Origin of the sequence: Shuttleworthella sp. MSX8B, from assembly GCF_000524295.1 — a bacterium.
In the GTDB taxonomy this organism is placed as follows: Bacteria; Bacillota; Clostridia; order Lachnospirales; family Lachnospiraceae; genus Shuttleworthia; species Shuttleworthia satelles.
The window spans coordinates 26,743-49,835 of record NZ_JAQT01000030.1 but is presented as its reverse complement, the minus strand read 5'-3'; the positions used below and the strand labels follow the sequence as shown (position 1 = coordinate 49,835).

Below are 23,093 nucleotides of genomic sequence, written 5' to 3'. Positions count from 1 at the left end.
TTAAAAGATGAATGCAAAGATTCTCTACGACTGCCATATGCACACAAACTTCTCCGGTGATTCTGAGGCCCCCATGGAAGAAATGGTCCGTACCGCCAGAAAAAAGGAACTGGCCGGCATTACATTTACCGATCACCTGGACTTAGATTACCGCGAGAATCCCGGCCTCTTCGACCTGGATCTGAAATCCTACACAGAGTCCGTTCGAGCCATGCAGACCAAATACAATGACGATGGCTTCCATATCTACTACGGAATTGAACTGGGCCTGCAGCCCCACCTGGCAGAGCGTCATGCCCGTCTGCTGGCCCGGTACCCGTTCGACTATGTAATTGGTTCCACCCACGTGGTCGATGGATATGATCCCTACTATCCCCTTTATTTTGAGAAGTTCGGTGTTCAAGAGGGCTTAAGGCGCTATTACCGGATGATCCTTGAGAACATCCGTGCCTTTCCCCTCTTCGACTCCCTGGGACACTTGGATTACATCCTTCGCTATCTTTCCCCGCTCCCCGAAGAGCTGACATATAAGCCTGACGGCTCCCCTTACGGAAATGCAGATTTCATGGCAGAAATCGACGCCATATTACTTGAACTGATCTCAAGAGGAATTGCCCTGGAGCTCAATACGGGTTCCTACCGCAAGGGCCGGCTGGATCCCAATCCCGAGCGTATGGTTCTAAAGCGCTACTATGAACTCGGCGGCAGGAAGATCACCCTGGGGGCTGATGCCCACACCCCGGAGCATATCGCTCTCGGCTTTACCGAGATCCCCGCCGGATATCCCCTGAATCAGAAAGAGCACTTTTCCTCGGCCCTGTCTCTGTTAAAAGAGACGGGCTTTGACTCCTATCTTATTTTTGACGGGAGAAGGCCCCGGAAAATCCCCCTCAAAAAAGCTCGGTCTGAAGGAAAGTAAATCCCATCAAAGCCTCCAGGCGCAGGGTCTTGCCCGCCAAACGTAGGTCCTTGTCTTCAGGCGCAAAGCCTTGTCTTCAATCGCAGAGCTTCACCTTCAATCGCAGTGTCTTACGGCATTTTCACCCGGATCTTTTTCCAAGGATCTTTGTCCACCCTCAAAGTTCTCAAAAAGAGAGCCCTCGACGATCAATTTCTCTGAGCGTCGAGGGCTCTCTTCTTTCTTTTGTTAATACCGGATACAAGCCTTGCTTACTGTGTATCCAACGTCACCTTCGTGGACCCGTCCGCGTGCTCAAACCCTGCCAGCTCAGGGTGCTCGCGCTTCTCCTTCGTGTAGTTCTCATAGGAGGGCTTCTTATGCTTTTGGCTGGCCCATACCTGGTCCGCGGCAGCCTTCCACTCCCTGGCATAGGGATCGCACTTGGCGCAGAGCTCCTCGGCGGACTCCGGAGCCTCCGCATTGGTCTGATGAGCGCCGGTCGTAGCGACCATGGCTCTTAATTGCTGCGGATTCTCCAGCATGGGGCAGGGACGCAGATGGTTGCGGTTGAATGGCTGTCCCTCATGATATGCGGTAAAGAGCTTGCCCTGAAGCATTTCCAGGATGCTGTTGTCATGGATATTGCTGTCGGAGAAATGGATGAAAACACAGGGCTCCGCGTCACCATTGGCATTGATGTGGAAGTAATTGCGGCCGCCCGCAATGCATCCGCCCACATATTCCCCGTCGTTCTGGAAGTCCATGGGGAAGAACTGGGCATCAGACTCAGGTCCGCGAATGGACCGGATCTTTGTGATCATGGCCTTTCTCTGTTCAACCGTTGGCAGCAGGGAGGTGACGGCATTCTGTCCCACCGGCATATAGTGGAAGTAGAAGCCGAACCTGGCCCCCTTGTCGGCAATAAAGTCGATGAATTTGTCATCGGTAACCGCCTCAATATTCTGCCTGGTGTAGCAAATGGACGTCCCGTAGACGATCCCGTACTCCTTGAGCAGGTTCATGGCCTTCATGACGGCGTCATAGTGTCCCAGGCCTCTCCGGGAATCATTGGTATCGGGCGTCCCCTCAATGGAGAGCATAAAGGTGATATTGCCCAGCTCCTGCACCTTCTTGCAGACCTCCTCGTCGATCAGGGTGGAGTTGGAATAAATGCCGAAAAAGCAGTCATTGTGCTTTTCTGCCAGCTTTAAAATATCGTTCTTGCGAACCATGGGCTCACCGCCCGTCATCATATAGAGGTAGGTGCCCAGCTCCTTCCCCTGACTGACAATCTTATCCATATCCTCGAAGGACAGGTTATGCTTGTGTCCGTAGGTGCCGGACCAGCAGCCGACGCAGTGCATATTGCAGGCGTCCGTAGGATCGAAGAGGATGAGCCAGGGGATGTTGCAGTGGTATTTCTCACGGTTGGCACGAATGGTCTTGGTCCCGCGGAAGAAGGCCTCATAGCCCAGATTTAAGAGCATCTTCTTGGCATAGTTCGGATTGGTCTCATCGATCACCCGGTTTAAGAACTTGACCCAGCGGTTTTCCGGATTGCTCAGGTATTTTCGAATCCGGTTCATGGTCTCGGGGTTGGAGTCCTTCCAGAATTTCTCCGCCATGTCTACCAGCTTCAGATAGGTCTCGGTGCGATCTTCCTTCTTGCTCAAATTTTTCCAGAATGCATCAAGCATGACAGAGAAAGCCTGCCGCTCTGCCGCATGGGAGAGGTTGTTCATAATGGACGCCATGGATACCTCCTAAAATAGGGTCTTCTTCTCTTACTTTGCTGTTGATTATATTGAGTCAGGCCGATGATGTCTCTATACAAAGTCCGAAATTTGTCGCAATCCTCCCTGTATTCAGCTCTCCCGGCTTTTTAGTCTCTTTTTCCTCAGGCGAGGATCGAACCGCACGAGGCCTTTTGAAGACCGGGCTGTTCTCCTCTTTTTCCTCAGGTGAGAATCGTTCCTCCGCCGGCGACAAATTCTCCCTGGTACAAAACAAGCGCCTGCCCGGGAGTGACGGCCCTGACCTTTCGGGAAAAGGCCAGGCGGATCCGCTCCTGTTCAACTGCCTCAATACGGCACATACAGCCGGGATCCGAATAGCGGATCTTGGCGAGATACTCCTCTCCAGGCTGAAAAGCTTCAACAGCCATATGGTTGACATTCTCAAAGGTCAAATGGTCCGTAAAGACCCCCTCCTTCGATGTCAGAACAACTTCATTGCTGCCGGGGCGAATCTCCTTTACGAAGAGGGGGCTGTCCCAGGAAATTCCCAGGCCCTTGCGCTGTCCGATGGTATAGTGGCTGATTCCCTGATGTCTTCCGATGACCCTTCCGTCCTCCAGAACGAAATTCCCCGGCTCCGGAATACGGTCCGGGGCCTCCCTCTCTAAAAAGGAGGCATAATCGTGATCCGGAATAAAACAGATATCCTCCGAGTCCGCCTTGTGGGCCACCGGAAGTCCGGCCGCAAGGGCGATTTCCCGTATCCTTGGCTTGTCATAGTCTCCAACCGGCATCAGGGTATGTGCCAGCTGCTCCTGGGTCAGATTATGGAGCGCATAGGTCTGATCCTTGGCCGCTGTGACCGAATTCCTGACAGCATAGCGGCCGTTTGCCAAATGCTCCACCCTGGCGTAATGGCCCGTCGCAATATAATCCGCCCCAATTGCCAGGCTTCTCTCAAGAAGAGACTCCCACTTGACATAGCGGTTGCAGGCAATGCAGGGATTCGGCGTCCGCCCCCGCAGATACTCATCGGTAAAATAATCGATCACTCTGTCCTGAAATTCCGCCTTGAAATTCATGACATAGTGGGGGATTCCGATCATCGCAGCCACTCTCCTGGCGTCTTCAACCGCGGACAGGCCGCAGCAGCCCCCGTGCTCTTCCAGACTGCAGGCCGACTCATCCTGCCAAATCTGCATGGTGACACCGATCACCCGATATCCCTCCTCCTTCAGGAGGTAAGCGGCGACGGAGGAATCCACGCCTCCGGACATACCGACAACAACCGTCTTGACTTCCGACATGGCATCTCCTATCCGGTCTTACTTCAAAATTCTTCCCAGGGCGTCCGCCGTCTTCTCGATCTCCTCCCTGCTCGTCTCTTCTCCCAGGCTAAAGCGCAGGCTGGCCCGGTTATCATCCTCAGACAGGCCGATGGCAGCGAGAACATGGGAGGGGTCTAAGCTCCCTGAAGCGCAGGCGCTTCCGGCGGAAGCCAAAATTCCCTCGGCCTCTAACATGATCAAAAGAAGCTCTGCTGACTTCCCCGGGAAACAGATGTTTACATTGCCGGGCAGACGCCAATCAGGCATCCTTCCCGGGCCTTCCTCATCTCTTGTCCCCTGCTCTAAAAGGGAGCTCCTATACGCCAGGTCGACTCCTTTTGGTCTGGGGCCGTTGAGCCTTGCGGCCGGATAAATCTCTTCTGCTCTTTTGATTAAAAGATTTCTCAGGGCGCCTTCTCTTCTCATCCGATCCGGCAGGGTCTTCTTCGCGCAGACACAGGCAGCTCCGAAACCGACGATTCCCGGGACATTTTCCGTCCCGGCCCGACGGTTCTTCTCCTGAGCTCCTCCCTGAATCATGGATCGAAAGGGAATCGTCTCTCTTACATAGAGCATTCCTGTCCCCTTGGGACCATAGATCTTGTGCGCGGAGGCGGACAAAAGATCCACCCCCAGCTTCTTTACATCCAGAGGAATCTGGCCAAAGGCCTGCACCGCATCCGTGTGAAAGAGGGCTCCGGCCTCATGCGTCAAATCGGCCAATTTCGCGAGAGGCTCCATGCTTCCGATCTCATTGTTCGCAGCCATAATCGAGACCAGGATTGTGTCGGGGCGAAGAGCGTCTTTTAAGTTCGCGGGGCTGACAAGGCCCTCGCGATCGACCGGCAGCAGGGTGACCTCGGCCAGCCCTTCCTCCTCGAGCCTTTTAAGGCAGCGCAGAATTGCCTGATGTTCGATGCGGCTGCTGATGATATGCCTTTTGCTTTTCCCCTCTGCCGTCCGCATGGACGTTTCCCCCAAAAGGAGAGCTCCTCTCAGGGCCCAGTTATCCGCCTCTGTGCCGCCGGATGTAAAGAAAATCTCATGCGGCTTCGCCCCGATCAGGTCTGCGACCTGCTCTCTTGCAATGGCGATGGCATTGGCCGCCTCCGAAGCCAGACCATATGTCGCGGAGGGATTACCATAATGTTCCGTCAGATAGGGGAGCATGGCCTCCAGAACCTCCCTCCGCATTTTTGTTGTGGCGGCATTGTCTAAATAAATCAATCGCTTTTCCTCAACCGGATCCTACAAATTACCTCACATTCGAGGGCGGCCCGCTTCATGGCTGATTATCCTCAAGCTCTCTTCGCACCTTGCCGCGGATTCTCTGCAGGGCATTGTCGATGGACTTGGGTTCTCTGCCCATACAATCGGCAATCTGGAGGTAATCAAGTCCGTCCAGATGAAGGGAGAGGACCTGCTCCTCCATAGGCGAGAGGCTCTTTCGAATCTTCATTAGCAAGCGCTCAACCGCCTCGTCGTCCAGGAGAATCTGCAGGGGATCCTCCGGCGAAGGATTTAAGGCCTCCGGCAGATCCGCCTCCCTCACCCCCTCTCCCTCCCCGGTCAGATTCAGGGAGAGAGCCGTGTTCAGCGGCATATGCTTCTTGGTTCCGGAGGACTCAATCGCCTTTAACATCTGCCTGCGGATACAGAGATTTGCGAAGGTTCGAAAAGAGGCTCCCCTGTCTTCCCTGTAGGTCAACATGGCGGAGAAGACCCCCATCATCCCCTCCTGGATCAGATCATCCTGATCCCCTCCGACAAGAAAGAGGGACTTGGCATTTCTGAGCACAAGTCCCTTGTATCTGCTTAAAAGTTCCTCTCCGCTGGCGGCATGTCCCCCGCGATAAGCCCGCAGGAGTTCCTCGTCCAAACGCTCTGTCATTGACCTATCCTCTTCTCTGACGCACCAGCTCATAGGCCAGCACACCGGCCGCAACCGAGGCGTTCAGTGAGTCGATCTCTCCTGCCATCGGGATGGCGGCGAAGAGGTCGCAGTGCTTCCTGACCAGATCTCCCACTCCACTGCCCTCATTGCCGATCACAAGGCCGATCGGCCCGGTCAGGTTCAGATCATACATGACCTGTCCTCCCATGTCCGCGCAGACGAACCAGAGCCCCTCCTTTTTGAGCTCCTCCATGGTCCTGGACAGGTTCGTGACCTTGGCGACAGGCGTGTAGTTTATGGCTCCGGCGGAGGCCTTGGCCACCGTCGCTGTCAGTCCCGCCGCCCGGTTCTTGGGGATAATCACTCCATGTGCTCCGGCCAGATTGGCGGTTCGGATAATCGCCCCCAAGTTGTGGGGGTCTTCAATATTATCCAGGAGGAAGAGGAAGGGGTCCTCTCCCCTCTTTCTGGCCAGTGCCAGAATGTCTTCGACCGTCGAATAGCGATAAGCCGCAATATAGGCAATTACCCCCTGATGCTTGCCTGTCTCCGAAATCTCATCCAGTCGCTTTTTATCCACAAAGCTAAGGATACAGTCCCTCTTTTTGGCCTCTCGGACAATGGTTCGAATGGGGCCGTCGTAGGATTTAGCCAGGATGAAAACCCGATCCACAGGCTTCCCTGAACGAAGGGCCTCTAAGACAGCGTTTCTCCCCTCAATCACCGTCGATGCGTCTCTCATATTCTCTCCTATATCTTCAGATGGCTTCCGGCAAGGCCTCGCCTGGTCAGCTCGATGATCCGCTCTGTGTTCCCCTGCAGGTAGTGCCAGCCCATAAGCGCCTCAAAGCCGGTCGCAATCCGGTAATCGATCAGCGTGGCATTCTTCGCATGGGTGTAGGACTTGGCGTTGCGCCCCCTCCGGTAAATATCCGCCTCTTCTTCCGTCAGGTCGGCTTCAATTGCCTCCATCATCCTGGCCTGAGAGGCGGCCCTGACAATATGGCTTGTGTGACTGTGCAGGCGATTGGGCGGCATATTGGCGCTTCCGACCACCAGACTTCGAATGATCAGGTCGAAGATCCCGTCTCCGATATAGGCCAGAGTCAAGGGGGAATAGGTCCTCAAATCCTTCTCCTCGACATGAAAAGCTGTAAAAATACTGTCCTTCAGGCTCTGTGCCATTTCACACCCTCTCTGGTATCCTCCAGCACAATCCCCCTGGCCAAAAGATCATCACGGATCCGGTCAGCCCTGGCAAAGTCCTTCTGGCGGCGGGCCTCCTGTCTCTCCTCAATCAGGCTGTCAATCTCCGCATCCAGATTGTCTTCCCTTTGGTCCAGAATCAGCCCGCAAACCTGCGTCAGGGTATCCAGCCGCTGGTAGAACTGATCCGCCAGCTCCCGGGAAATCTGACCGGCCGCCCTGGAGTTGATGAATTTGACCAGCTCAAAGATGGCAGCCAGGGCATCTGCCGTATTGCAGTCGTCATCCATCGCCTCGTTGAACTTGTCCATATATTGATCAGAATCTGCCAGGATCTTTCTCTCCTCCTCGCTCATCCGGTCAATCCTCGCGTTCTCAGCCAGGAAGCGAAGATTCTCTCCCGCCGTCAGGATCCTCTCTAAAGACGCCTTTGCCGCCTCCATCAGGTCCGCGGAGAAATTCAGCGGGCTCCTGTAGTGGGCAGAGAGCATAAAGAAGCGGAGAACCTGACCGGAATACTTCTGGCATACCTCCCGAACCGTAAAGAAATTGCCCAGGGACTTGGACATCTTGCGATGATCAATATTGAGAAAGCCGTTGTGCATCCAGTAACGCGCGAACTCCACTCCGTTGGCCGCCTCGGACTGGGCGATTTCATTCTCATGATGGGGGAAGATCAAATCCTCTCCGCCGGCGTGAATATCAATCGTGTCGCCCAGATAGCGCTTGGACATGCAGGAGCACTCGATGTGCCAGCCGGGACGCCCCTGACACCAGGGAGAATCCCAGTAAGGCTCGCCCTCCTTCTTGGGCTTCCAGAGGACAAAATCCAGCGGGTCCCTCTTGAGCTCGCCGGTCACCTTGATATCCCTGTGACCGCCCTCCAGATCCTCAATATTCTTATGAGACAGCTTGCCATAGGAGTGAAAGGCCCTGGTCTTGTAATAGACCGTCCCGTCCTCGACCGGGTAGGCATAGCCCTTATCGATGAGATCGGATACCATATGGACCATCTCGCCGATTTCCCTGGTCGCCCTGGGGTGGACGCTGGCCGGCATGACATTCAAAGCCTCCATGTCTTTCTGGCACTCGGCGATATAGCGCTCAGAGATCTCGGACGCGTCCTTTCCCTCCTCTTTGGCCTTTTTAATGATCTTGTCGTCCACATCCGTGAAATTGGAGACATAGGTCACCTGGTAGCCCCGGTACTCCATGTAGCGGCGAAAGGTGTCGAATACGATCATAGGCCTGGCATTTCCGATATGAATGTAGTTATAGACGGTCGGACCGCAGACATACATCTTTACCTTTCCCGGCTCAATCGGAACGAATTCCTCCTTGCGTCTGGTCAGGGTATTAAAAATCCTCATGTTTCTCTCCTTATCGATTCGCCCTATATTTTCGCAGATTCCAGTGGGATGTCAATTTCCCCGGCAACAGTAGAATGCGGGATTGCGTTCTCATCCGGTGGCGGAAAGGAAATCGTTCTTCCTTAGGGTAAAAGATCTAAAATCTGCCGGATTGACGACATCAACATCAATGGGACAGGAAAAATCAATCTTCCTTAGGGCAAAAGGCCTCATGCAGGCTCTTTACAGTTCCTTTGTCCTCCCGGTCCCGGCTGCAGGAGGCGCATCCTCCCTCAGAATCCGCGGCGCTGATGCTCCCGTCCATATAGTCGAGGATCGTGCAGACCGCCTGGGCGCTGATTCCTTCTTTCCTGCCGGTAAAGCCCAGATGCTCTTCACTGGTCGCCTTGATATTGACCTGGTCCTCGGCAATCCCCAAAACGAACGCCACATTGCGGATCATCTGATCCATATAGGGACTCAGCTTGGGCTCCTGCGCAATCACCGTGGCGTCAATATTATTGACCAGATAGCCCTTGTCCGCCAGCATATTTCCCACTTCCTCCAGAAGCTTCAGGGAGTCCGCCCCCCGGTAGCGCTCGTCCGTATCCGGAAAGTGCCTTCCGATATCGCCGAGGGCCGCCGCTCCCAGGAGGGCATCCATAATGGCGTGAAGAAGGACGTCCGCGTCGGAGTGGCCCACAAGTCCCCTGTCATAGGGGATCTTAACCCCGCCGATGATCAGATCTACTCCCTCTGCCAATTGATGTACATCGTATCCGGTTCCGATTCGCATCATTCACCTCACATCCTATATCAAACGCGGGCTCTCTTTTGCCTGGAAAAACACAGCTGCCAAGCCTGCGGGAGGCACCCTCTTGCCTGGAGAAAACAAAAACCCGAAGGCAACCGACTGCTCGGTGACTCCGGGGGTATTTCCAGTAGCGAGAGGGGGACTTGAACCCTCGACACCGCGGGTATGAACCGCGTGCTCTAGCCAGCTGAGCTATCTCGCCATAAATATAAATGGGACCTATAGGGCTCGAACCTATGACCCTCTGCTTGTAAGGCAGATGCTCTCCCAGCTGAGCTAAGATCCCATTTGTTCCGTCGCCTCGCGACAAGGACTAATATAGCAAAGTCCCTGTCGCCCGTCAACAGTTTTTTATGCTTTCTATCCGGCGCCAATTCCGCGACGGTTTGGCATGCTTTACGCTCCCTGCTTCTTTACCTTGGCAATGTCAATCAGGGTGAATTCAGTGTACTTATTCTCCATGGCCGAGGCCAGGGCATTGGCCGTGTCAATGGCTGTGATACAGTAGACTCCGGTCTCAATGGCATTTCTGCGGATCAAAAAGCCGTCGCGGTTCTTATCCCCGTGCCCTTCGGTCGGAATGTCAATGACCAGGTCGATCTTGTGGCCCAGAATCAGATCCATGACATTGGGCGACTCCTGTGAAATCTTGTTGACCCAGAGGGCGTCAATTCCTCTCTCCTGCAGGTACCTGGCTGTGCCCCTGGTGGAGTAGATCTTGTAGCCCAAAGCCGCGAAACGCCTGGCTACCTGGACTGACTCCTCCTTGAACTGGTCCGCGACCGTCATGATCATCTGCCGGTATTTAGGCAGGCAAACTCCCGCGCCGGAGAAGGCCTTATAGAGGGCCTCGTGGAAGGTTCTGGCGATTCCCAGGCACTCCCCGGTCGACTTCATCTCCGGCCCCAGGGAGATCTCAGCGCCGCGCAGCTTCTCAAAGGAGAAGACGGGCATTTTAATCGCAACATAGTCCGCCTCAGGCTGCAGGCCGGGTTCATATCCCATGTCGACGATCTTCTCTCCGCAGATGGCCCTCGTCGCTAGATCCACAATAGGGATCCCGGTCACCTTGGAAATATAAGGAACCGTCCTTGAGGATCTGGGGTTAACCTCGATGACATAGACGTCCTCGTCAATGTTAATGAACTGGATATTGATCATGCCCTTGACGTGCAGAGCCATAGCCAGGCGTTCGGTGTAATCCTCCAGCTTCTTCTTGACGGAATCGCTGATCGTGTGCGCGGGATATACGGAAATCGAATCCCCGGAGTGAATGCCGGTGCGCTCAATATGCTCCATGATTCCGGGGATCAGGATGTTGTCTCCGTCACAGATGGCGTCGACCTCGATTTCCTTGCCCTGCAGATACTTGTCGACCAGGATGGGGTGATCCTGGGCAATGCGGTTAATGATACCGATGAAATCCTCAATTTCCTCATCGTTAAAGGCAATCTGCATGCCCTGACCTCCGAGGACATAGGAGGGACGGACCAGGACGGGATAACCGATCCGGTTGGCCACCTCTTTGGCCTCCTTCGCCGTGTAGACAGTGCCGCCGGAGGCCCGTGGAATCCCGGTCTTCTGCAGGATTTCATCAAAGAGCTCCCGGTCCTCCGCCGCGTCGACATCCTCTGCCCTGGTTCCCCAGATGGGAACTCCCATCTGAATGAGATCCTGGGTCAGCTTGATGGCCGTCTGCCCGCCGAACTGAACTACGGCCCCGTCAGGCTTCTCGATATCGACGATATTGCGGACATCCTCCGCGGTCAGGGGCTCGAAGTAGAGCTTATCCGCCACATCAAAATCGGTAGATACCGTCTCCGGGTTGTTGTTTACGATAATGGTCTCATAGCCGGCCCTGGAAAAAGCCCAGGTGGCATGAACCGAGCAGAAGTCAAACTCGATCCCCTGTCCGATACGGATGGGACCGGACCCCAGGACCAGAACCTTCTTTCTGTCACGGGTCTGGCTGGCCTCATTTTCACCCCTGGAGTAGACCGAGTAATAATAGGGAGTCTCCGCGTCGAACTCGGCGGCACAGGTGTCCACGATCTTATAGATTGCCCTGATCCCTTTCTCGTAGCGCAAGCGCTTTACTTCCTCTGTCTCCATTCCGCAGAGCTTCGCAATCAGCTCGTCGGGAAATTCCAGACGCTTGGCCTCGCGAAGGAGCTCTGTGGTCAGAGACTCGCTCTTTAAGCGCTTCTCCATCTCCGTTAAAATGGCAATCTTGTCTATGAACCAGAGATCCACCTTTGTGATCTGATGAATGGTGTCCGGGCGAATCCCCTGGCGCAGGGCCGCGGCAATCCGCCAGATCCTGCGGTCGTCAACCAGAGCCAGCTCCGCCTTCAGTTCCTCGTCCGTCCGGTTGGAGAAATCATAGCTCAGCAGGGAGTCCACATGCTGCTCCATGGAGCGGATGGCCTTCATGAGAGCTCCCTCGAAACTGTCGCAGATGGACATAACTTCCCCGGTCGCCTTCATCTGTGTCGTCAGCTTGCGCTGGGCTGTTATGAACTTGTCAAAGGGCAGGCGGGGAATCTTGACGACGCAGTAATCCAGCATGGGCTCGAAGGAGGCCATCGTCTTGCCGGTAATGGAGTTCTTAATCTCGTCTAAGCGATAACCTAAGGCGATCTTGGCCGTCACCTTGGCAATGGGATAACCGGTCGCCTTGGAGGCCAGGGCGGAAGACCGGGACACGCGGGGATTGACCTCGATCACGCAGTACTCAAAGGAGTCTGGGTTCAAGGCATACTGGACATTGCAGCCTCCGGTGATGCCAATCTCGTCGATAATGCGAAGGGCCGAGGTCCTGAGCATCTGATACTCCTTGTCGGAGAGGGTCTGCGAGGGAGCCACAACAATGGAGTCTCCGGTGTGGACGCCGACAGGATCAATGTTCTCCATGTTGCAGACCGTAATCACATTACCGGCCGCATCGCGCATGACCTCGTACTCGATTTCCTTCCAGCCGCCGATATAGCGCTCGACAAGGACCTCGTGAACCCGGGACAGGCGCAGGCCGTTGGTCAGGATCTCGATCAATTCGTTCTCGTTTCTGGCGATGCCGCCGCCGGAGCCCCCCAGGGTATAAGCGGGGCGCAGAACAACCGGATAGCCGATGGTCTTGGTGAAGGCGATTCCGTCCTCGACATTGTGAACGACCTTGGAGGAGGCAATGGGCTCGCCGATCTTCTCCATGGTGTCCTTAAAGCCCTGGCGGTCTTCCGCCTTGAAAATCGTCTGGGGTGTCGTTCCGATCAGACGGACCCCGTTCTTCTCCAGAAAGCCGGACTCAGCCAGCTCCATTCCAAGGTTTAACCCCGCCTGACCTCCCAGGGTGGGAAGAACAGAGTCAGGCTTCTCTTTCAGGATGATCTGCTCCACGACCTCCGCAGTCAGAGGCTCGATATAGACCTGGTCGGCGATCTCCTGATCCGTCATGATGGTAGCCGGGTTGGAGTTGACTAAAACAACCTCAACTCCCTCCTCGCGAAGAGACCGGCAGGCCTGGGTTCCGGCATAGTCAAACTCAGCCGCCTGGCCGATGACGATGGGGCCGGAACCAATCACAAGAACTTTCTTAATACTGGTATCTCTTGGCATTAGTCTTCTCCTCCCATCATCTTGATAAAGCGGTCAAACAAAAATCCGCTGTCCTGGGGACCGGGACAGGCCTCGGGGTGGAACTGGACGGTAAAGATATTCTTGTTCCTGTACTTCATGCCCTCGTTGGTCAGGTCGTTGACATTGACGAAGGCGGGCCGGGCGACAGATGGATCCAGCGAGTCGGGATCGACCGCGTAGCCATGGTTCTGTGAAGAGATATAAACTCTTCCGGTCTCCAGGTCACGGACGGGGTGGTTGCCCCCCCTGTGTCCGTACTTGAGCTTGAAGGTCTTGCCTCCCGCAGCCAGAGCCATCAGCTGGTGACCCAGACAAATGCAGAAAACAGGGATGTCCGACGCGTAAATTTTCTTGATCTCCTCGATGATCTTGACATTGGTCTCGGGATCTCCGGGCCCGTTGGTCAGCATGATTCCGTCGGGATGGCTGGCTAAGATCTCCTCAGCTGAGCTGTGAGCCGGATAGACGGTCACCTGACAACCGCGCTCATTTAAGGAGCGGGCGATATTCTTCTTGGCTCCGAAATCCATAAGAGCGACCTTCTTGCCGGCGCCGGGCAGAACATACTTCTCCTGGCAGGTCACCTTGCTGACAACGTCCCCGACCACATAGGCCTTAAGCCTGGGCAGAACTTCCTTTAGCCGATAGTTTTCGTTGGTCGTGATCATTCCGTTCATGGTTCCGCGGTCGCGGAGAATACGGGTCAGCTGACGGGTATCGATACCGCAGATGCCCGGAATGTCATACTTCTCCAGAAAATCCTGGATCCTCCCCTGACTGCGGAAATTACTGGGAAGTCTGGACAGCTCTCTGACGATATATCCGTCCACCCAGGGACGGGAGGACTCCATATCGGGTGTGATTCCGTAGTTCCCGATGAGAGGATAGGTCATACAGACCGCCTGCCCCGCATAAGAGGGATCTGTCAGAACTTCAAGATAGCCCGTCATGGAGGTGTTAAAGACAATCTCGGAAACGGCCTCCCGTCTCGAGCCGATACTCACGCCCTCAAATACGGTCCCGTCTTCAAGGATCAGAAATGCTTTCATCCGCCCAGTCCTTTCCATAATTCACCAATAGGCTTCATCGGGAAAAATGCCTGCCACTCCCGATAAAGCCTAAACTTAACGTATCGTATCACACTGGATATTTAATGAAAATACTTAATTCCGCTCTCGAAGATGCGCATATCCTGCTGACCGTAGATATTGACAGCAACTCCCCGGCCCTGGCGCTCAGAATGGCACATCTTGCCGAAAACTCTTCCGTCGGGAGAGGTGATTCCCTCAACGGCCATATAAGACCCGTTGATGTTGTACTCCTCATCCATGGAAATATTGCCCTCCATGTCAGCGTACTGAGTCGCCACCTGTCCGTTGGCAAAGAGCCTGTCAAGCCAGTCTTTGGATGCGACGAAGCGTCCCTCTCCATGAGAGGCCGGATTGGTATAGACTCCTCCGAGGTCAGCCTCCTGCAGCCATGGGCTCTTATTGGAGACAACCTTGATATAGGCTTCCTTGGAGATATGGCGTCCGATGGTGTTGTAGGTCAGAGTGGGCGATTCCTCTGTCTGGGCCTGAATCTGTCCGCAGGGAACCAGGCCCAGCTTGATCAGGGCCTGGAAGCCGTTACAGATTCCAAGCACCAGACCGTCTCTTTCGGACAGGAGCTTATTGACCGCCTCCTTCATCTTCTCGTTACGGAAGGCCGTGGCAAAGAACTTCGCGGATCCCTCCGGCTCATCGCCAGCGGAGAAGCCGCCTGGGAACATGACAATCTGCGCCTTTTCAATCGCCCTGACAAAGGCGTCAACGGACTCCCGGATATCCTGGGCATTGCGATTGCGAAAGACCTTGACAAGGGTCTTCGCTCCGGCCTTCTCAAAGGCGTCCGCGGAGTCATATTCGCAGTTGGTGCCAGGGAAGACAGGAATGAAGACCGTCGGCCTGGCGACCTTGTTCTGGTTAACATAGATCCTCTTGGCCCGGTAGACGGGACTCTCGATCCTATCTGTCTCCTGGCCGGATCTGGTGGGGAAGACCTTCTCAAGTGGTCTGGTCCAGGCCCCTATGGCCTCATCCACAGACAGGTCCATGTCGCCGAAGACAAAGCGTCCGTCATCTGTCAGCTGCCCCAGTCTGCTGCAGGCATCCGTCAGGCCATGGGCGATTAGAATCTCCTCCATCCGCTCTTTTTTGGCGGGATCGATCTCAGCCAGAAGGCTGCCGGTCGCAAAGGCAAACAGGTCTTCTCTCCTCAGCTTTTGATCCAGGATAAAGCCCATCCTGTTACCGAAGGCCATCTTAGACATGGCACAAGCCGCCCCGTACGCGTCCAGGGCATAGGCGGACCTGACAACCCCGTCTTTGATCAGCCGGGCAAAGGCGTCATAGAGTCTCATGATCTGCTCATAATCGGGCAGATCATACGGATCCCTTTTGGCCTGAAAAAGGACAATATCATCTCCCGCCCGCTTGAACTCAGGCGAAATAATGTCCGAGAGGTCTGCGACATCGACAGCGAAGGACACCAAAGTCGGCGGAACGTCTATCTCATTGAAGCTGCCCGACATGGAATCCTTGCCCCCGATCGAGGCCAGGCCGAGACGAAGCTGGGCATGATAAGCGCCGAGGAGAGCGGTAAAGGGCTGACTCCAACGCCTGGGGTCCTCAGACATCCTTCCGAAGTACTCCTGGAAGGTAAAGTGGATCTTATGATAGTCACCGCCGGAGGCCACAATCCGAGCCAGAGAATCCAAAACGGCGAAGTTGGCCCCATGGTAAGGAGACCACTTTGACAGGTAGGGATCATAGCCATAGGCCATCATCGACACCGCGGAAGATCTCTTTCCTGAGACAGGAAGCTTGGCGACCATGGACTGGGTCTCGGTCAGCTGGTACCTGCCCCCGAAGGGCATGAATACGGATCCTGTCCCGATTGAGCCGTCAAAGCGCTCTACCAGCCCCTTCTGGGAAGCCACGTTGAGATCAGACAAAAGGGCCAGCCATGCGGCCCTGACGTCATTTGCCTCCAGGGCCTCACGAACCGCGGAGACGGCGATCTTCTCCGTGTAATTATCCTTTTCCTCAGGTAAAACCACCTCGACTGAGGTCTCCTGATGAGCCCCATTGGTGTTCAAAAAGGCCCTGGACAAATCGACAACCTTCTTCCCTCTCCACCGGAGGACCAGGCGGGGAGAGGAAGTGACCACAGCGACCTCGACAGCCTCCAGATTCTCCTCAGCGGCGTAGGCCAAAAAGCGATCGACATTCTCGGGAGCGACAACGACCGCCATCCGCTCCTGGGACTCGGAGATGGCCAGCTCGGTTCCGTCCAGGCCAGCGTACTTCTTGGGGACAAGATCCAGATTGATGTCAAGGCCGTCCGCCAGTTCCCCGATAGCAACAGATACGCCGCCGGCTCCGAAGTCATTGCATTTCTTGATGATGTAAGAGACCTCCTCCCTGCGGAAGAGACGCTGCAGCTTGCGCTCGGTGGGAGCATTTCCCTTCTGAACCTCGGCTCCGCACTCCTGGGTGGACTCTGTATTGTGGGCCTTGGAGGATCCGGTTGCGCCGCCGATTCCATCGCGCCCGGTCCGGCCTCCCAGGAGGATGATCCTGTCTCCCGGATCCGAGTTCAGCCGCTGGACAGCCCGGCGGGGGGCAGCCCCCATGACGGCTCCGATCTCCATGCGCTTGGCCACATAGTCCGGATGGTAGATTTCCTTGACATAGCCGGTGGCAAGTCCGATCTGATTGCCATAGGAGGAGTAGCCCTGAGCCGCCTCCCGGACGATCTTCTTCTGGGGCAGCTTGCCCTTTAACGTCTCTTTGACCGAGACCGTGGGATCGGCGGCGCCGGTCACCCGCATGGCCTGGTAGACATAAGTGCGGCCCGACAGCGGATCTCTAATGGCTCCGCCCAGACAGGTGGCCGCGCCGCCGAAGGGTTCAATCTCCGTGGGGTGGTTGTGGGTCTCGTTTTTGAAGTTGACCAGCCACTCCTCCGTCTGTCCGTCCACCTCAATGGGAACGACGATGGAGCAGGCGTTGATCTCATCAGACTCCTCCTGGTCGGTCAGAAGCCCCTTTTTCTTGAGGATTTTGGCCCCGGCCAAAGCAATGTCCATCAGACAGACGAATTTGTCATCTCTGTCCTGATAGAGAATCCTGTAGTTATCCTTATACTCGTCGAAGGTCTTTCGGATGGGCTCCGCATAGAAGCCATCGGGAATCTTTACATGCGTCAGCTCCGTGGAGAAGGTGGTGTGGCGGCAGTGGTCGGACCAGTAGGTGTCCAGGACACGGATCTCGGTCATGGAGGGATCCCTCTTCTCCTCCTCGGCGAAGTAGGTCTGAATCCAGAAGAAGTCCCTGAAGGTCATGGCCAGATTCAGTGACTCATAGAGTTCCCTGAGGGGCTCCTCCCCCATATTTGAAAACCCATGAAAAACAATGACATCGTCCGGCTCTTTATACTTGATATCGAGAGACTGGGGCTTGTCGTCTGCGCACTCTCTGGAATCCACCGGGTTGATACAGTGGTTTTTGATCTCTTCCAGTTCTTCCGGGCGGATCTTTCCCTCTATGATGTAGGTCGTGGCTGTGCGTATGATGGGCTCTTCATCCTCATTTAAAAGCTTCAGACACTGCTCGGCGGAATCGGCTCTCTGGTCAAACTGTCCCGGAAGATACTCGACGGAGAACGAGACGCCGGTCTTGTCAAAGGTCTCCTCGTAGACATCGTCGACGGGCGGCTCAGCAAAGACAGTCTTGACGGCCTGCTGATAGACTGCGTCAGAGACGTTCTCAAGGTCATAGCGGATCAGAATGCGAACCTTGTCCACAGTCCGAATCCCGAGATAGCTCTTGATCTCCGCTTCCAGCTCCCTGGCGGCAACAGCATAGCTGCGCTTCTTCTCCACATATAATCTTCTGACAGCACCCATGGATAATCCCTCCGATCCGATTGCTCCGCGCCCCTTTTTCGGCCGCAAAATGCTAAAGAAAGTATAGCATAGGGCTTCTTTGGCCGAATATTATACTTTCTAATTCGAATCATTAGGCTGTATAATAGATTTGGAAGTGATTTTAATTTTTACTTATGATATAAATTTGACGTAAATCGCGCTGACGGCATGAAGCTGTGCTGTCAACACGCAATTTAAGCTGATGATACGAAGCTGTGCCGTCGACACGCGACCTGAACTGATGACGCGAAGTCGCGCTGACGACATGAAACTGTACGAAGCATGAAAAACACCTGGAGTCTGCATATGGATATCAATTACGAGCTATACCGTGTATTCTACTATGTTGCCAGAACCCTCTCCTTCTCTGAGGCTTCCAAGCAGCTCTTTATCTCCCAGTCCGCTGTCTCACAGTCCATCAAGACTCTGGAGAAGAAGCTGGATCAGCAGCTCTTCCTCCGCTCCACCAAGAAGGTCTCCCTGACGCCAGCCGGGGAAATCCTCTTCAAACATGTAGAGCCGGCCATCAATCTGATTATGCGGGCTGAGGACCAGCTCCTGGACGACGCCATTGTCGCGTCCGGTCAGCTGCACATCGCGGCCTCCGACACGATCTGCCGCTATTTCCTGGTCCCCTATCTCAAGAAATTCCATCAAAAATTCCCCGATATCACCATTCGTGTCACCAATGCCACCTCTTTGGCCTGCGCCGACCTCTTAGAGCAGGGAAAGGTGGATCTGATCGTCTGCAACTATCCCAATATGCGCCTGTCTCCCTCCAGTATTTATCACACGGTGGCCAGATTCAGCGACATCTTCTGCGGCAATCCCAATTGCTTTGACCTGTCTTGTCCTATGACCATAAAGGAGATCAACCGCTTCCCCCTCATGACCCTGGAGAAGCACTCTACCACCTCAGAATTTTTGCACAAGCTCTTCCTGCAGCAGCAGATGGAGCTTCTGCCCACCATCCGTCTGGCCTCCAATGACCTCCTGATCGACCTGGCCCGGATCGGTCTCGGCATCGCCTTCGTCCCCGATTTCTGCATCAAAAAAGAGAGCAGAGACCTTGTCATCGTCGACCTAAAAGATCAGATCCCTCAGCGCCAGCTGATTGTCGCCACCATGCCCTCTCTTCCGCTCACGCCCGCTGCCCGGGCCTTCATTGAACTACTGCCAAATCTATCCTCATAAAGCATGGCCATGAGCTGCGGTCCTTCCATCAGCCTCAACACTTTATATCAATTCACGCCTATCTTTGAATGCAGCTGATCCAATCAACCGCTCGGTCATCTTTGCCTGTATTTCTTTTTCATACTTTGCACAAAACTCGTCCTGGCCCAATGTTTTTTATAACTACATCGTTTTCCAACAATGTTTTTTCATAAAATCAGAAATAATAGATATATCATCTCCTTCGTAATACTTTACAAGTAGATTCTTAAATTCCGGAACTTCTTTTTCAGGAATAACTAAAAATCCTCCTCCATGAGATATCAAATAGTGATTAGCAAAAATAACAGATGCTCTCTTATTCCCATCAAGGAATATTTGCGCCTTCATACAATAAAGACATAACCTAATCGCAATATCAATTGTATCTGCATCATCTCCAGTGATTTCTGTTATTTTGTCTTTAATATCTATTTCATCAGGTAATGGCGGTACATAGGATGAGCCGCCTATTGTCACAGGGACACCTCGAATCCGACCTCCCTCTGCAAAGAATCCTTCATTAACAAGCCTTGCAATATAGCTAAGCATATAATAGTCAGATTTACTCGCTATTACATCTTTATCTAAAATAAACTCCCATGCATGTTTTAAATTTAAGATTTTCTGTACATCAGTTGCTGTCATACCACTAACTTTTCCATTATCTATAATCTCTTCTGTTTGTGGAAAAGATGTAGCTACGCCCTCCAACACAGCCTGATCGTAGATATTCATCTTCATATTCACTCTTGCAAATACAATATTATTTACAACATCAACAGACAATTCATCTTCTGAATATCCAGCGGCAGCCAGCTGCTTTTCTATATTTCTAAGTTGTTTTCTTATTTCACGTATTTCTCTGGCATTACGAAGAAGTAAATTATAAAGTTCTTCGGTATACACTCCTACATAAGTTGACGTCAGTTTACCTGCTACACGCTTTCTTATATACAGATACTTTCCATCACCGCGTTCTTTTATTTCAGGTGTGCCATCATAAGGCATCAAATTTAATCTGGCATGAAGGTCAGCACGACTTCTAAGTAATTCTTGTATTTCATTATATTTTATAGCCATGATCTTCACTCCTTTGGGGAACATTCTCTATTATGACTATGCCACTTTGTTCCCCAAAGTTCAATCCTGAAACTGCCCCGGCAATCTCCTGAGACTGGGCAAGATAGCCCAGATTTTCCGCCCGAAAGTCTGCCAGGCTCATCCCTAGCTCCGCGAAAAGCGGCCGATAGACAATATAGACCGCTCCTGATCTTTCTAATCTCTCTTTCTAATCCTTCTCTTTCTGCTCTCCCTCTTCCCGGGGTCTCTTCCTCTGATCCGAAACATCCGTCTGATCCCAAAATTTCCCCACCTGGCTTTCTACCGTCCCGATGCTGACCCTCTGATAATGCTTCCACTCTCTGGGAAAACAATCCTGGTAGTCCCCTCTTAAAAAACGGTCATCCAAAAGGGCGATAATCCCCCGGTCCCACTCTGTTCGAATCACACGGCCGGCCGCCTGCAAAACCTTGTTCATACCCGGATAGAGATAAGCGTAGGCGAAGCCCTCTTTCCTCTCCCGCAATCGAATCCCCTTGGGCAGCCCCTCTGTATCTTCATCGAAAGAGGATCGACTGTCAAAATAGTCCTTTAAGATCCTTGTCTGCCGGTTCACCTGAGGCAGGGGCATGCCGACAATCACCGCGCCGATCAGGCTGTCTCCCGGCAGGTCAATCCCCTCCGAGAAGATCCCGCCGATCACGCAAAAGGCCAAAAGAGTTGACCTGCGCTTCTTTTGGAGCTGACCCAGGAAAGACTCCCGATCTTCCTCAGACATCTCCCTCTCCTGGACTAAAACCTCACAGTCCTCCTGACCAGGCAGCAAAAATTCTCCATAGACCTCCTCCATGAAACGATAGGAGGGAAAGAAGACCATGTAATTGCCCTGTCTCGCATGGCTGATCCTTCTGATATAGTCCGCATAGCGCCGGTAGGTGGCAGGATTGCGCAGCTGATAGCGGCTTGAGACATCTGAAGCAATCACAAGTCCATGCTGTTCTTCTTTAAAAACAGAGTCGGCGTAAACCGCGTAGGGCTGTCGGTCAGCGGACAAAAGATCCTTGTAGTAGCGGATGGGAAGCAGGGTTGCCGAGAAGAAAATGCAGGATCTTGCCAATTCGATCCGTCGCCCCAAAAGTTGGGACGGATCCATACAGTCGAGATGAAGAGCAGCATTTTTCCCAAGCTCCTCCAGGACGATCCGATAGCGCTGATCCAGCCAGTCCGCGACCGTCAGAAAATATCGGATTCGAAAATAGATCTCAAGAATCTGCTCATGTTCATCCAGCCGAGGTCCCTCCTCCAGATAGACGCTGATGCAGGAGACGACGTTCATCAGGGCAAGGACAAAGGAATCAATATTGTCTAAGATCCGGTAATCCTCCAAGTCCCTGGTCCGGTCCGAAAAGAAGCGGCTGCATTTGCCTGCCGCCCTCATTAGCTTGGGATTCTTTCCCTTAAAAAAGCGGCGCAGAGTATGAAAATCCTCCCAAAAGAGGGTCTCTGAGTACATCTGCCTGGCGCGATCCACAAGGTTGTGGGCCTCATCCACCAGGAGGAGATTCTCCTCCCTCCTGCCCTCCCCGAAGAAACGGGTCAGCGACGCGTTGGGATCAAAGACATAGTTATAGTCGCAGAAAATATTGTCACTGAAGGAGGCCAGATCCAGACAGAGCTCAAAGGGACAGACCTGACTCTGTTTTGCGTATTCCATGATGAAATTTCGATCGAACAGGTCCCGCGAGGTCAGGCAGTCGTAGAGGGCGGCATTGATACGGTCAAAATGCCCTCTGGCATAGGGACAATCTTCCGGATTACAGGAGCGCTCCTGGAGCAGACACATTTTGTCCCTGGCCACAATCTCTGTGGTCTTGCCCCGATATCCTCCATCCGTCAAAAGGTGAATGCTGTCCTTGGCCACGCTTCTTGTGACGCTCTTGGCTGTCAGATAAAAGATGCGATCCGCTTCTTTTTCCCCCATAGCCTTGATGGCCGGAAAGAGAACGGACAGGGTCTTGCCCGCGCCGGTAGGCGCCTGGATGAAGAGGGTTTTTCCCCGATGAATACTGCGATAGACGTCCGAGACCAGCTTCTTTTGTCCCGGCCGGTAGGCGTAGGGAAAGTCTAAGGCGCGAATGCTCTCATTGCGAAGCTGTTTCCAATGAAAGCGAAAGTCTGCCCATGGGCGATAGGCCTTGATCTGCTCATCAAACCAACGGCCCAGATCCTCCAGGCCAAAATCCTCCTGAAAACGCCTGATCTGCTCCGTATCCAGATTGGCATAGGTCATTTGAACGCGAATAGCAGAAAGGCCATGCTCCTTCGCAAAGATCCAGGCATAGACCTTCGCCTGCGCCAGATGAACCGACAGGGGACCTTCGAAGACGAGGACATCCTGATACATTCCCTTGATCTCGTCAATCACGGGCAAAGACTCTTCACTGATCTCGCCCCTCTCATCCTGCTCATAGATGATCCCGTCGGCCCGGCCGGAAATCTCCAGATCATATTCGCCCATATCGATTGAGATCCGCAAGGGGACCTCGGGATGATAGGCGCTTGTACCCTGCTTTTGCAGTCTGCGGTGAAGACGGCTTCCGGCCTGCATGGCGGCAAGAGAATCTCTCCCCTGGCTGCGGTCATCGATATCGCCATTTCTCCCCAGAAATTCCACAAGTTCACGGACAGACAGAAGAATCCGCTCGCGCGGTTGGCCTGATTCGATTGTCGCAAGAGCCTCTTCTTTCATCGCTTCCATCACCATTTGATTCCATCGACCTGCGGATAGCCCTGCCCGCTCAATTCATTCGGCTTGTTCCTGTTCTCTCAATGCATTCGCGGATATCCCTGCCAAAAAGGGCAAAAAAAGACCCGGCATCCGCTCGCAATTTTGACTCCTAGCGCACAGCTAGGTGGGTTACCGCACTCTGCTTTTTGCCTTCCACGACAATCGGTGGCCTGGCAGCCGGACAGCTGATATAGGAGT

General features: G+C 53.7%; 15 protein-coding genes and 2 tRNA genes. 2 read left to right on the top strand and 15 right to left on the bottom strand.

Annotation, left to right across the window (positions count from 1 at the left end):
- Nucleotides 1-7 precede the first annotated feature (7 nt).
- Nucleotides 8-919 carry a histidinol-phosphatase HisJ family protein gene (locus tag HMPREF1508_RS07275; protein ID WP_044960832.1) on the top strand — a complete coding sequence of 304 codons (912 nt, stop codon included), beginning with the start codon at nucleotides 8-10 and terminating at the stop codon, nucleotides 917-919.
- Nucleotides 920-1,170: 251 nt separating this feature from the next.
- Here the strand turns inward: HMPREF1508_RS07275 and HMPREF1508_RS07270 are convergent, their stop codons facing one another.
- The 13 genes from HMPREF1508_RS07270 to HMPREF1508_RS07210 all read right to left on the bottom strand — a co-directional run bounded on the left by HMPREF1508_RS07270 (nucleotide 1,171) and on the right by HMPREF1508_RS07210 (nucleotide 17,812).
- Nucleotides 1,171-2,655 carry a radical SAM protein gene (locus HMPREF1508_RS07270; RefSeq protein ID WP_006905916.1) on the bottom strand — a complete coding sequence of 495 codons (1,485 nt, stop codon included), beginning with the start codon at nucleotides 2,653-2,655 and terminating at the stop codon, nucleotides 1,171-1,173.
- A gap of 203 nt (nucleotides 2,656-2,858) precedes the next feature.
- Nucleotides 2,859-3,944, bottom strand: a complete 1,086-nt coding sequence (gene mnmA, locus HMPREF1508_RS07265; protein ID WP_044960830.1) for a tRNA 2-thiouridine(34) synthase MnmA — start codon at nucleotides 3,942-3,944, stop codon at nucleotides 2,859-2,861.
- An 18-nt stretch (nucleotides 3,945-3,962) separates the two neighbouring features.
- Complete coding sequence (locus HMPREF1508_RS07260) at nucleotides 3,963-5,192, bottom strand: cysteine desulfurase family protein (protein ID WP_242834530.1); 1,230 nt, start codon at nucleotides 5,190-5,192, stop codon at nucleotides 3,963-3,965.
- 55 nt (nucleotides 5,193-5,247) lie between these two features.
- On the bottom strand, nucleotides 5,248-5,856 hold the full coding sequence (locus tag HMPREF1508_RS07255; RefSeq protein ID WP_049906934.1) for a sigma-70 family RNA polymerase sigma factor: 609 nt from the start codon (nucleotides 5,854-5,856) through the stop codon (nucleotides 5,248-5,250).
- 4 nt (nucleotides 5,857-5,860) lie between these two features.
- A complete protein-coding gene (gene rlmB / locus HMPREF1508_RS07250) occupies nucleotides 5,861-6,601 on the bottom strand; it encodes a 23S rRNA (guanosine(2251)-2'-O)-methyltransferase RlmB (RefSeq protein ID WP_044960827.1) in 741 nt (246 codons plus the stop codon).
- 8 nt (nucleotides 6,602-6,609) lie between these two features.
- Nucleotides 6,610-7,044: a Mini-ribonuclease 3 gene (locus HMPREF1508_RS07245; RefSeq protein ID WP_006905922.1), complete on the bottom strand. Its 435-nt coding sequence runs from the start codon at nucleotides 7,042-7,044 to the stop codon at nucleotides 6,610-6,612.
- Nucleotides 7,029-8,435: a cysteine--tRNA ligase gene (gene cysS / locus HMPREF1508_RS07240; protein ID WP_044960823.1), complete on the bottom strand. Its 1,407-nt coding sequence runs from the start codon at nucleotides 8,433-8,435 to the stop codon at nucleotides 7,029-7,031. The genes HMPREF1508_RS07245 and cysS overlap by 16 nt, the downstream gene beginning before the upstream one ends.
- 184 nt (nucleotides 8,436-8,619) lie before the next feature.
- Nucleotides 8,620-9,210, bottom strand: a complete 591-nt coding sequence (gene ispF / locus HMPREF1508_RS07235) for a 2-C-methyl-D-erythritol 2,4-cyclodiphosphate synthase (protein ID WP_044960817.1) — start codon at nucleotides 9,208-9,210, stop codon at nucleotides 8,620-8,622.
- 146 nt (nucleotides 9,211-9,356) lie between these two features.
- Nucleotides 9,357-9,430, bottom strand: a tRNA-Met gene (locus HMPREF1508_RS07230).
- Between the two features lie 11 nt (nucleotides 9,431-9,441).
- Nucleotides 9,442-9,514: transfer RNA gene (locus tag HMPREF1508_RS07225), tRNA-Val, on the bottom strand.
- Nucleotides 9,515-9,624: 110 nt separating this feature from the next.
- Entirely contained in the window at nucleotides 9,625-12,840 is a 3,216-nt protein-coding gene (gene carB, locus HMPREF1508_RS07220; protein WP_044960816.1) for a carbamoyl-phosphate synthase large subunit, read from the bottom strand.
- Entirely contained in the window at nucleotides 12,840-13,910 is a 1,071-nt protein-coding gene (locus HMPREF1508_RS07215; RefSeq protein ID WP_044960814.1) for a carbamoyl phosphate synthase small subunit, read from the bottom strand. Before HMPREF1508_RS07215 ends, carB begins: the two co-directional genes overlap by 1 nt.
- Nucleotides 13,911-14,011: 101 nt before the next feature.
- The gene (locus tag HMPREF1508_RS07210) at nucleotides 14,012-17,812 is read right to left on the bottom strand and encodes a phosphoribosylformylglycinamidine synthase (RefSeq protein WP_044960812.1); all 3,801 of its coding nucleotides are present in this window, start codon (nucleotides 17,810-17,812) and stop codon (nucleotides 14,012-14,014) included.
- Nucleotides 17,813-18,139: 327 nt separating this feature from the next.
- Between HMPREF1508_RS07210 and HMPREF1508_RS07205 the strand changes: the two genes are divergently transcribed.
- Nucleotides 18,140-19,027, top strand: coding sequence for a LysR family transcriptional regulator (locus HMPREF1508_RS07205; protein WP_044960880.1), 888 nt, complete (start codon nucleotides 18,140-18,142; stop codon nucleotides 19,025-19,027).
- Nucleotides 19,028-19,189: 162 nt separating this feature from the next.
- Here HMPREF1508_RS07205 and HMPREF1508_RS07200 read toward each other — a convergent pair whose 3' ends face one another.
- Together HMPREF1508_RS07200 and HMPREF1508_RS07195 are read right to left on the bottom strand one after the other, a co-directional pair.
- On the bottom strand, nucleotides 19,190-20,128 hold the full coding sequence (locus tag HMPREF1508_RS07200; protein ID WP_044960809.1) for a Fic family protein: 939 nt from the start codon (nucleotides 20,126-20,128) through the stop codon (nucleotides 19,190-19,192).
- A gap of 208 nt (nucleotides 20,129-20,336) precedes the next feature.
- Nucleotides 20,337-22,865, bottom strand: a complete 2,529-nt coding sequence (locus HMPREF1508_RS07195) for an ATP-dependent DNA helicase (RefSeq protein ID WP_242834529.1) — start codon at nucleotides 22,863-22,865, stop codon at nucleotides 20,337-20,339.
- Nucleotides 22,866-23,093: the final 228 nt, after the last annotated feature.

Bases quoted from the DNA above. Each gene is read 5' to 3' on its own strand.
- cysS (WP_044960823.1), bottom strand. From the start codon at position 8,435: ATGAGGATTTTTAATACCCTGACCAGACGCAAGGAGGAATTCGTTCCG.
- rlmB (WP_044960827.1), bottom strand. From the start codon at position 6,601: ATGAGAGACGCATCGACGGTGATTGAGGGGAGAAACGCTGTCTTAGAG.
- mnmA (WP_044960830.1), bottom strand. From the start codon at position 3,944: ATGTCGGAAGTCAAGACGGTTGTTGTCGGTATGTCCGGAGGCGTGGAT.
- HMPREF1508_RS07245 (WP_006905922.1), bottom strand. From the start codon at position 7,044: ATGGCACAGAGCCTGAAGGACAGTATTTTTACAGCTTTTCATGTCGAG.
- HMPREF1508_RS07275 (WP_044960832.1), top strand. From the start codon at position 8: ATGAATGCAAAGATTCTCTACGACTGCCATATGCACACAAACTTCTCC.
- HMPREF1508_RS07195 (WP_242834529.1), bottom strand. From the start codon at position 22,865: ATGGAAGCGATGAAAGAAGAGGCTCTTGCGACAATCGAATCAGGCCAA.
- HMPREF1508_RS07210 (WP_044960812.1), bottom strand. From the start codon at position 17,812: ATGGGTGCTGTCAGAAGATTATATGTGGAGAAGAAGCGCAGCTATGCT.
- HMPREF1508_RS07255 (WP_049906934.1), bottom strand. From the start codon at position 5,856: ATGACAGAGCGTTTGGACGAGGAACTCCTGCGGGCTTATCGCGGGGGA.
- HMPREF1508_RS07205 (WP_044960880.1), top strand. From the start codon at position 18,140: ATGGATATCAATTACGAGCTATACCGTGTATTCTACTATGTTGCCAGA.
- HMPREF1508_RS07270 (WP_006905916.1), bottom strand. From the start codon at position 2,655: ATGGCGTCCATTATGAACAACCTCTCCCATGCGGCAGAGCGGCAGGCT.
- HMPREF1508_RS07215 (WP_044960814.1), bottom strand. From the start codon at position 13,910: ATGAAAGCATTTCTGATCCTTGAAGACGGGACCGTATTTGAGGGCGTG.
- carB (WP_044960816.1), bottom strand. From the start codon at position 12,840: ATGCCAAGAGATACCAGTATTAAGAAAGTTCTTGTGATTGGTTCCGGC.
- HMPREF1508_RS07200 (WP_044960809.1), bottom strand. From the start codon at position 20,128: ATGGCTATAAAATATAATGAAATACAAGAATTACTTAGAAGTCGTGCT.
- ispF (WP_044960817.1), bottom strand. From the start codon at position 9,210: ATGCGAATCGGAACCGGATACGATGTACATCAATTGGCAGAGGGAGTA.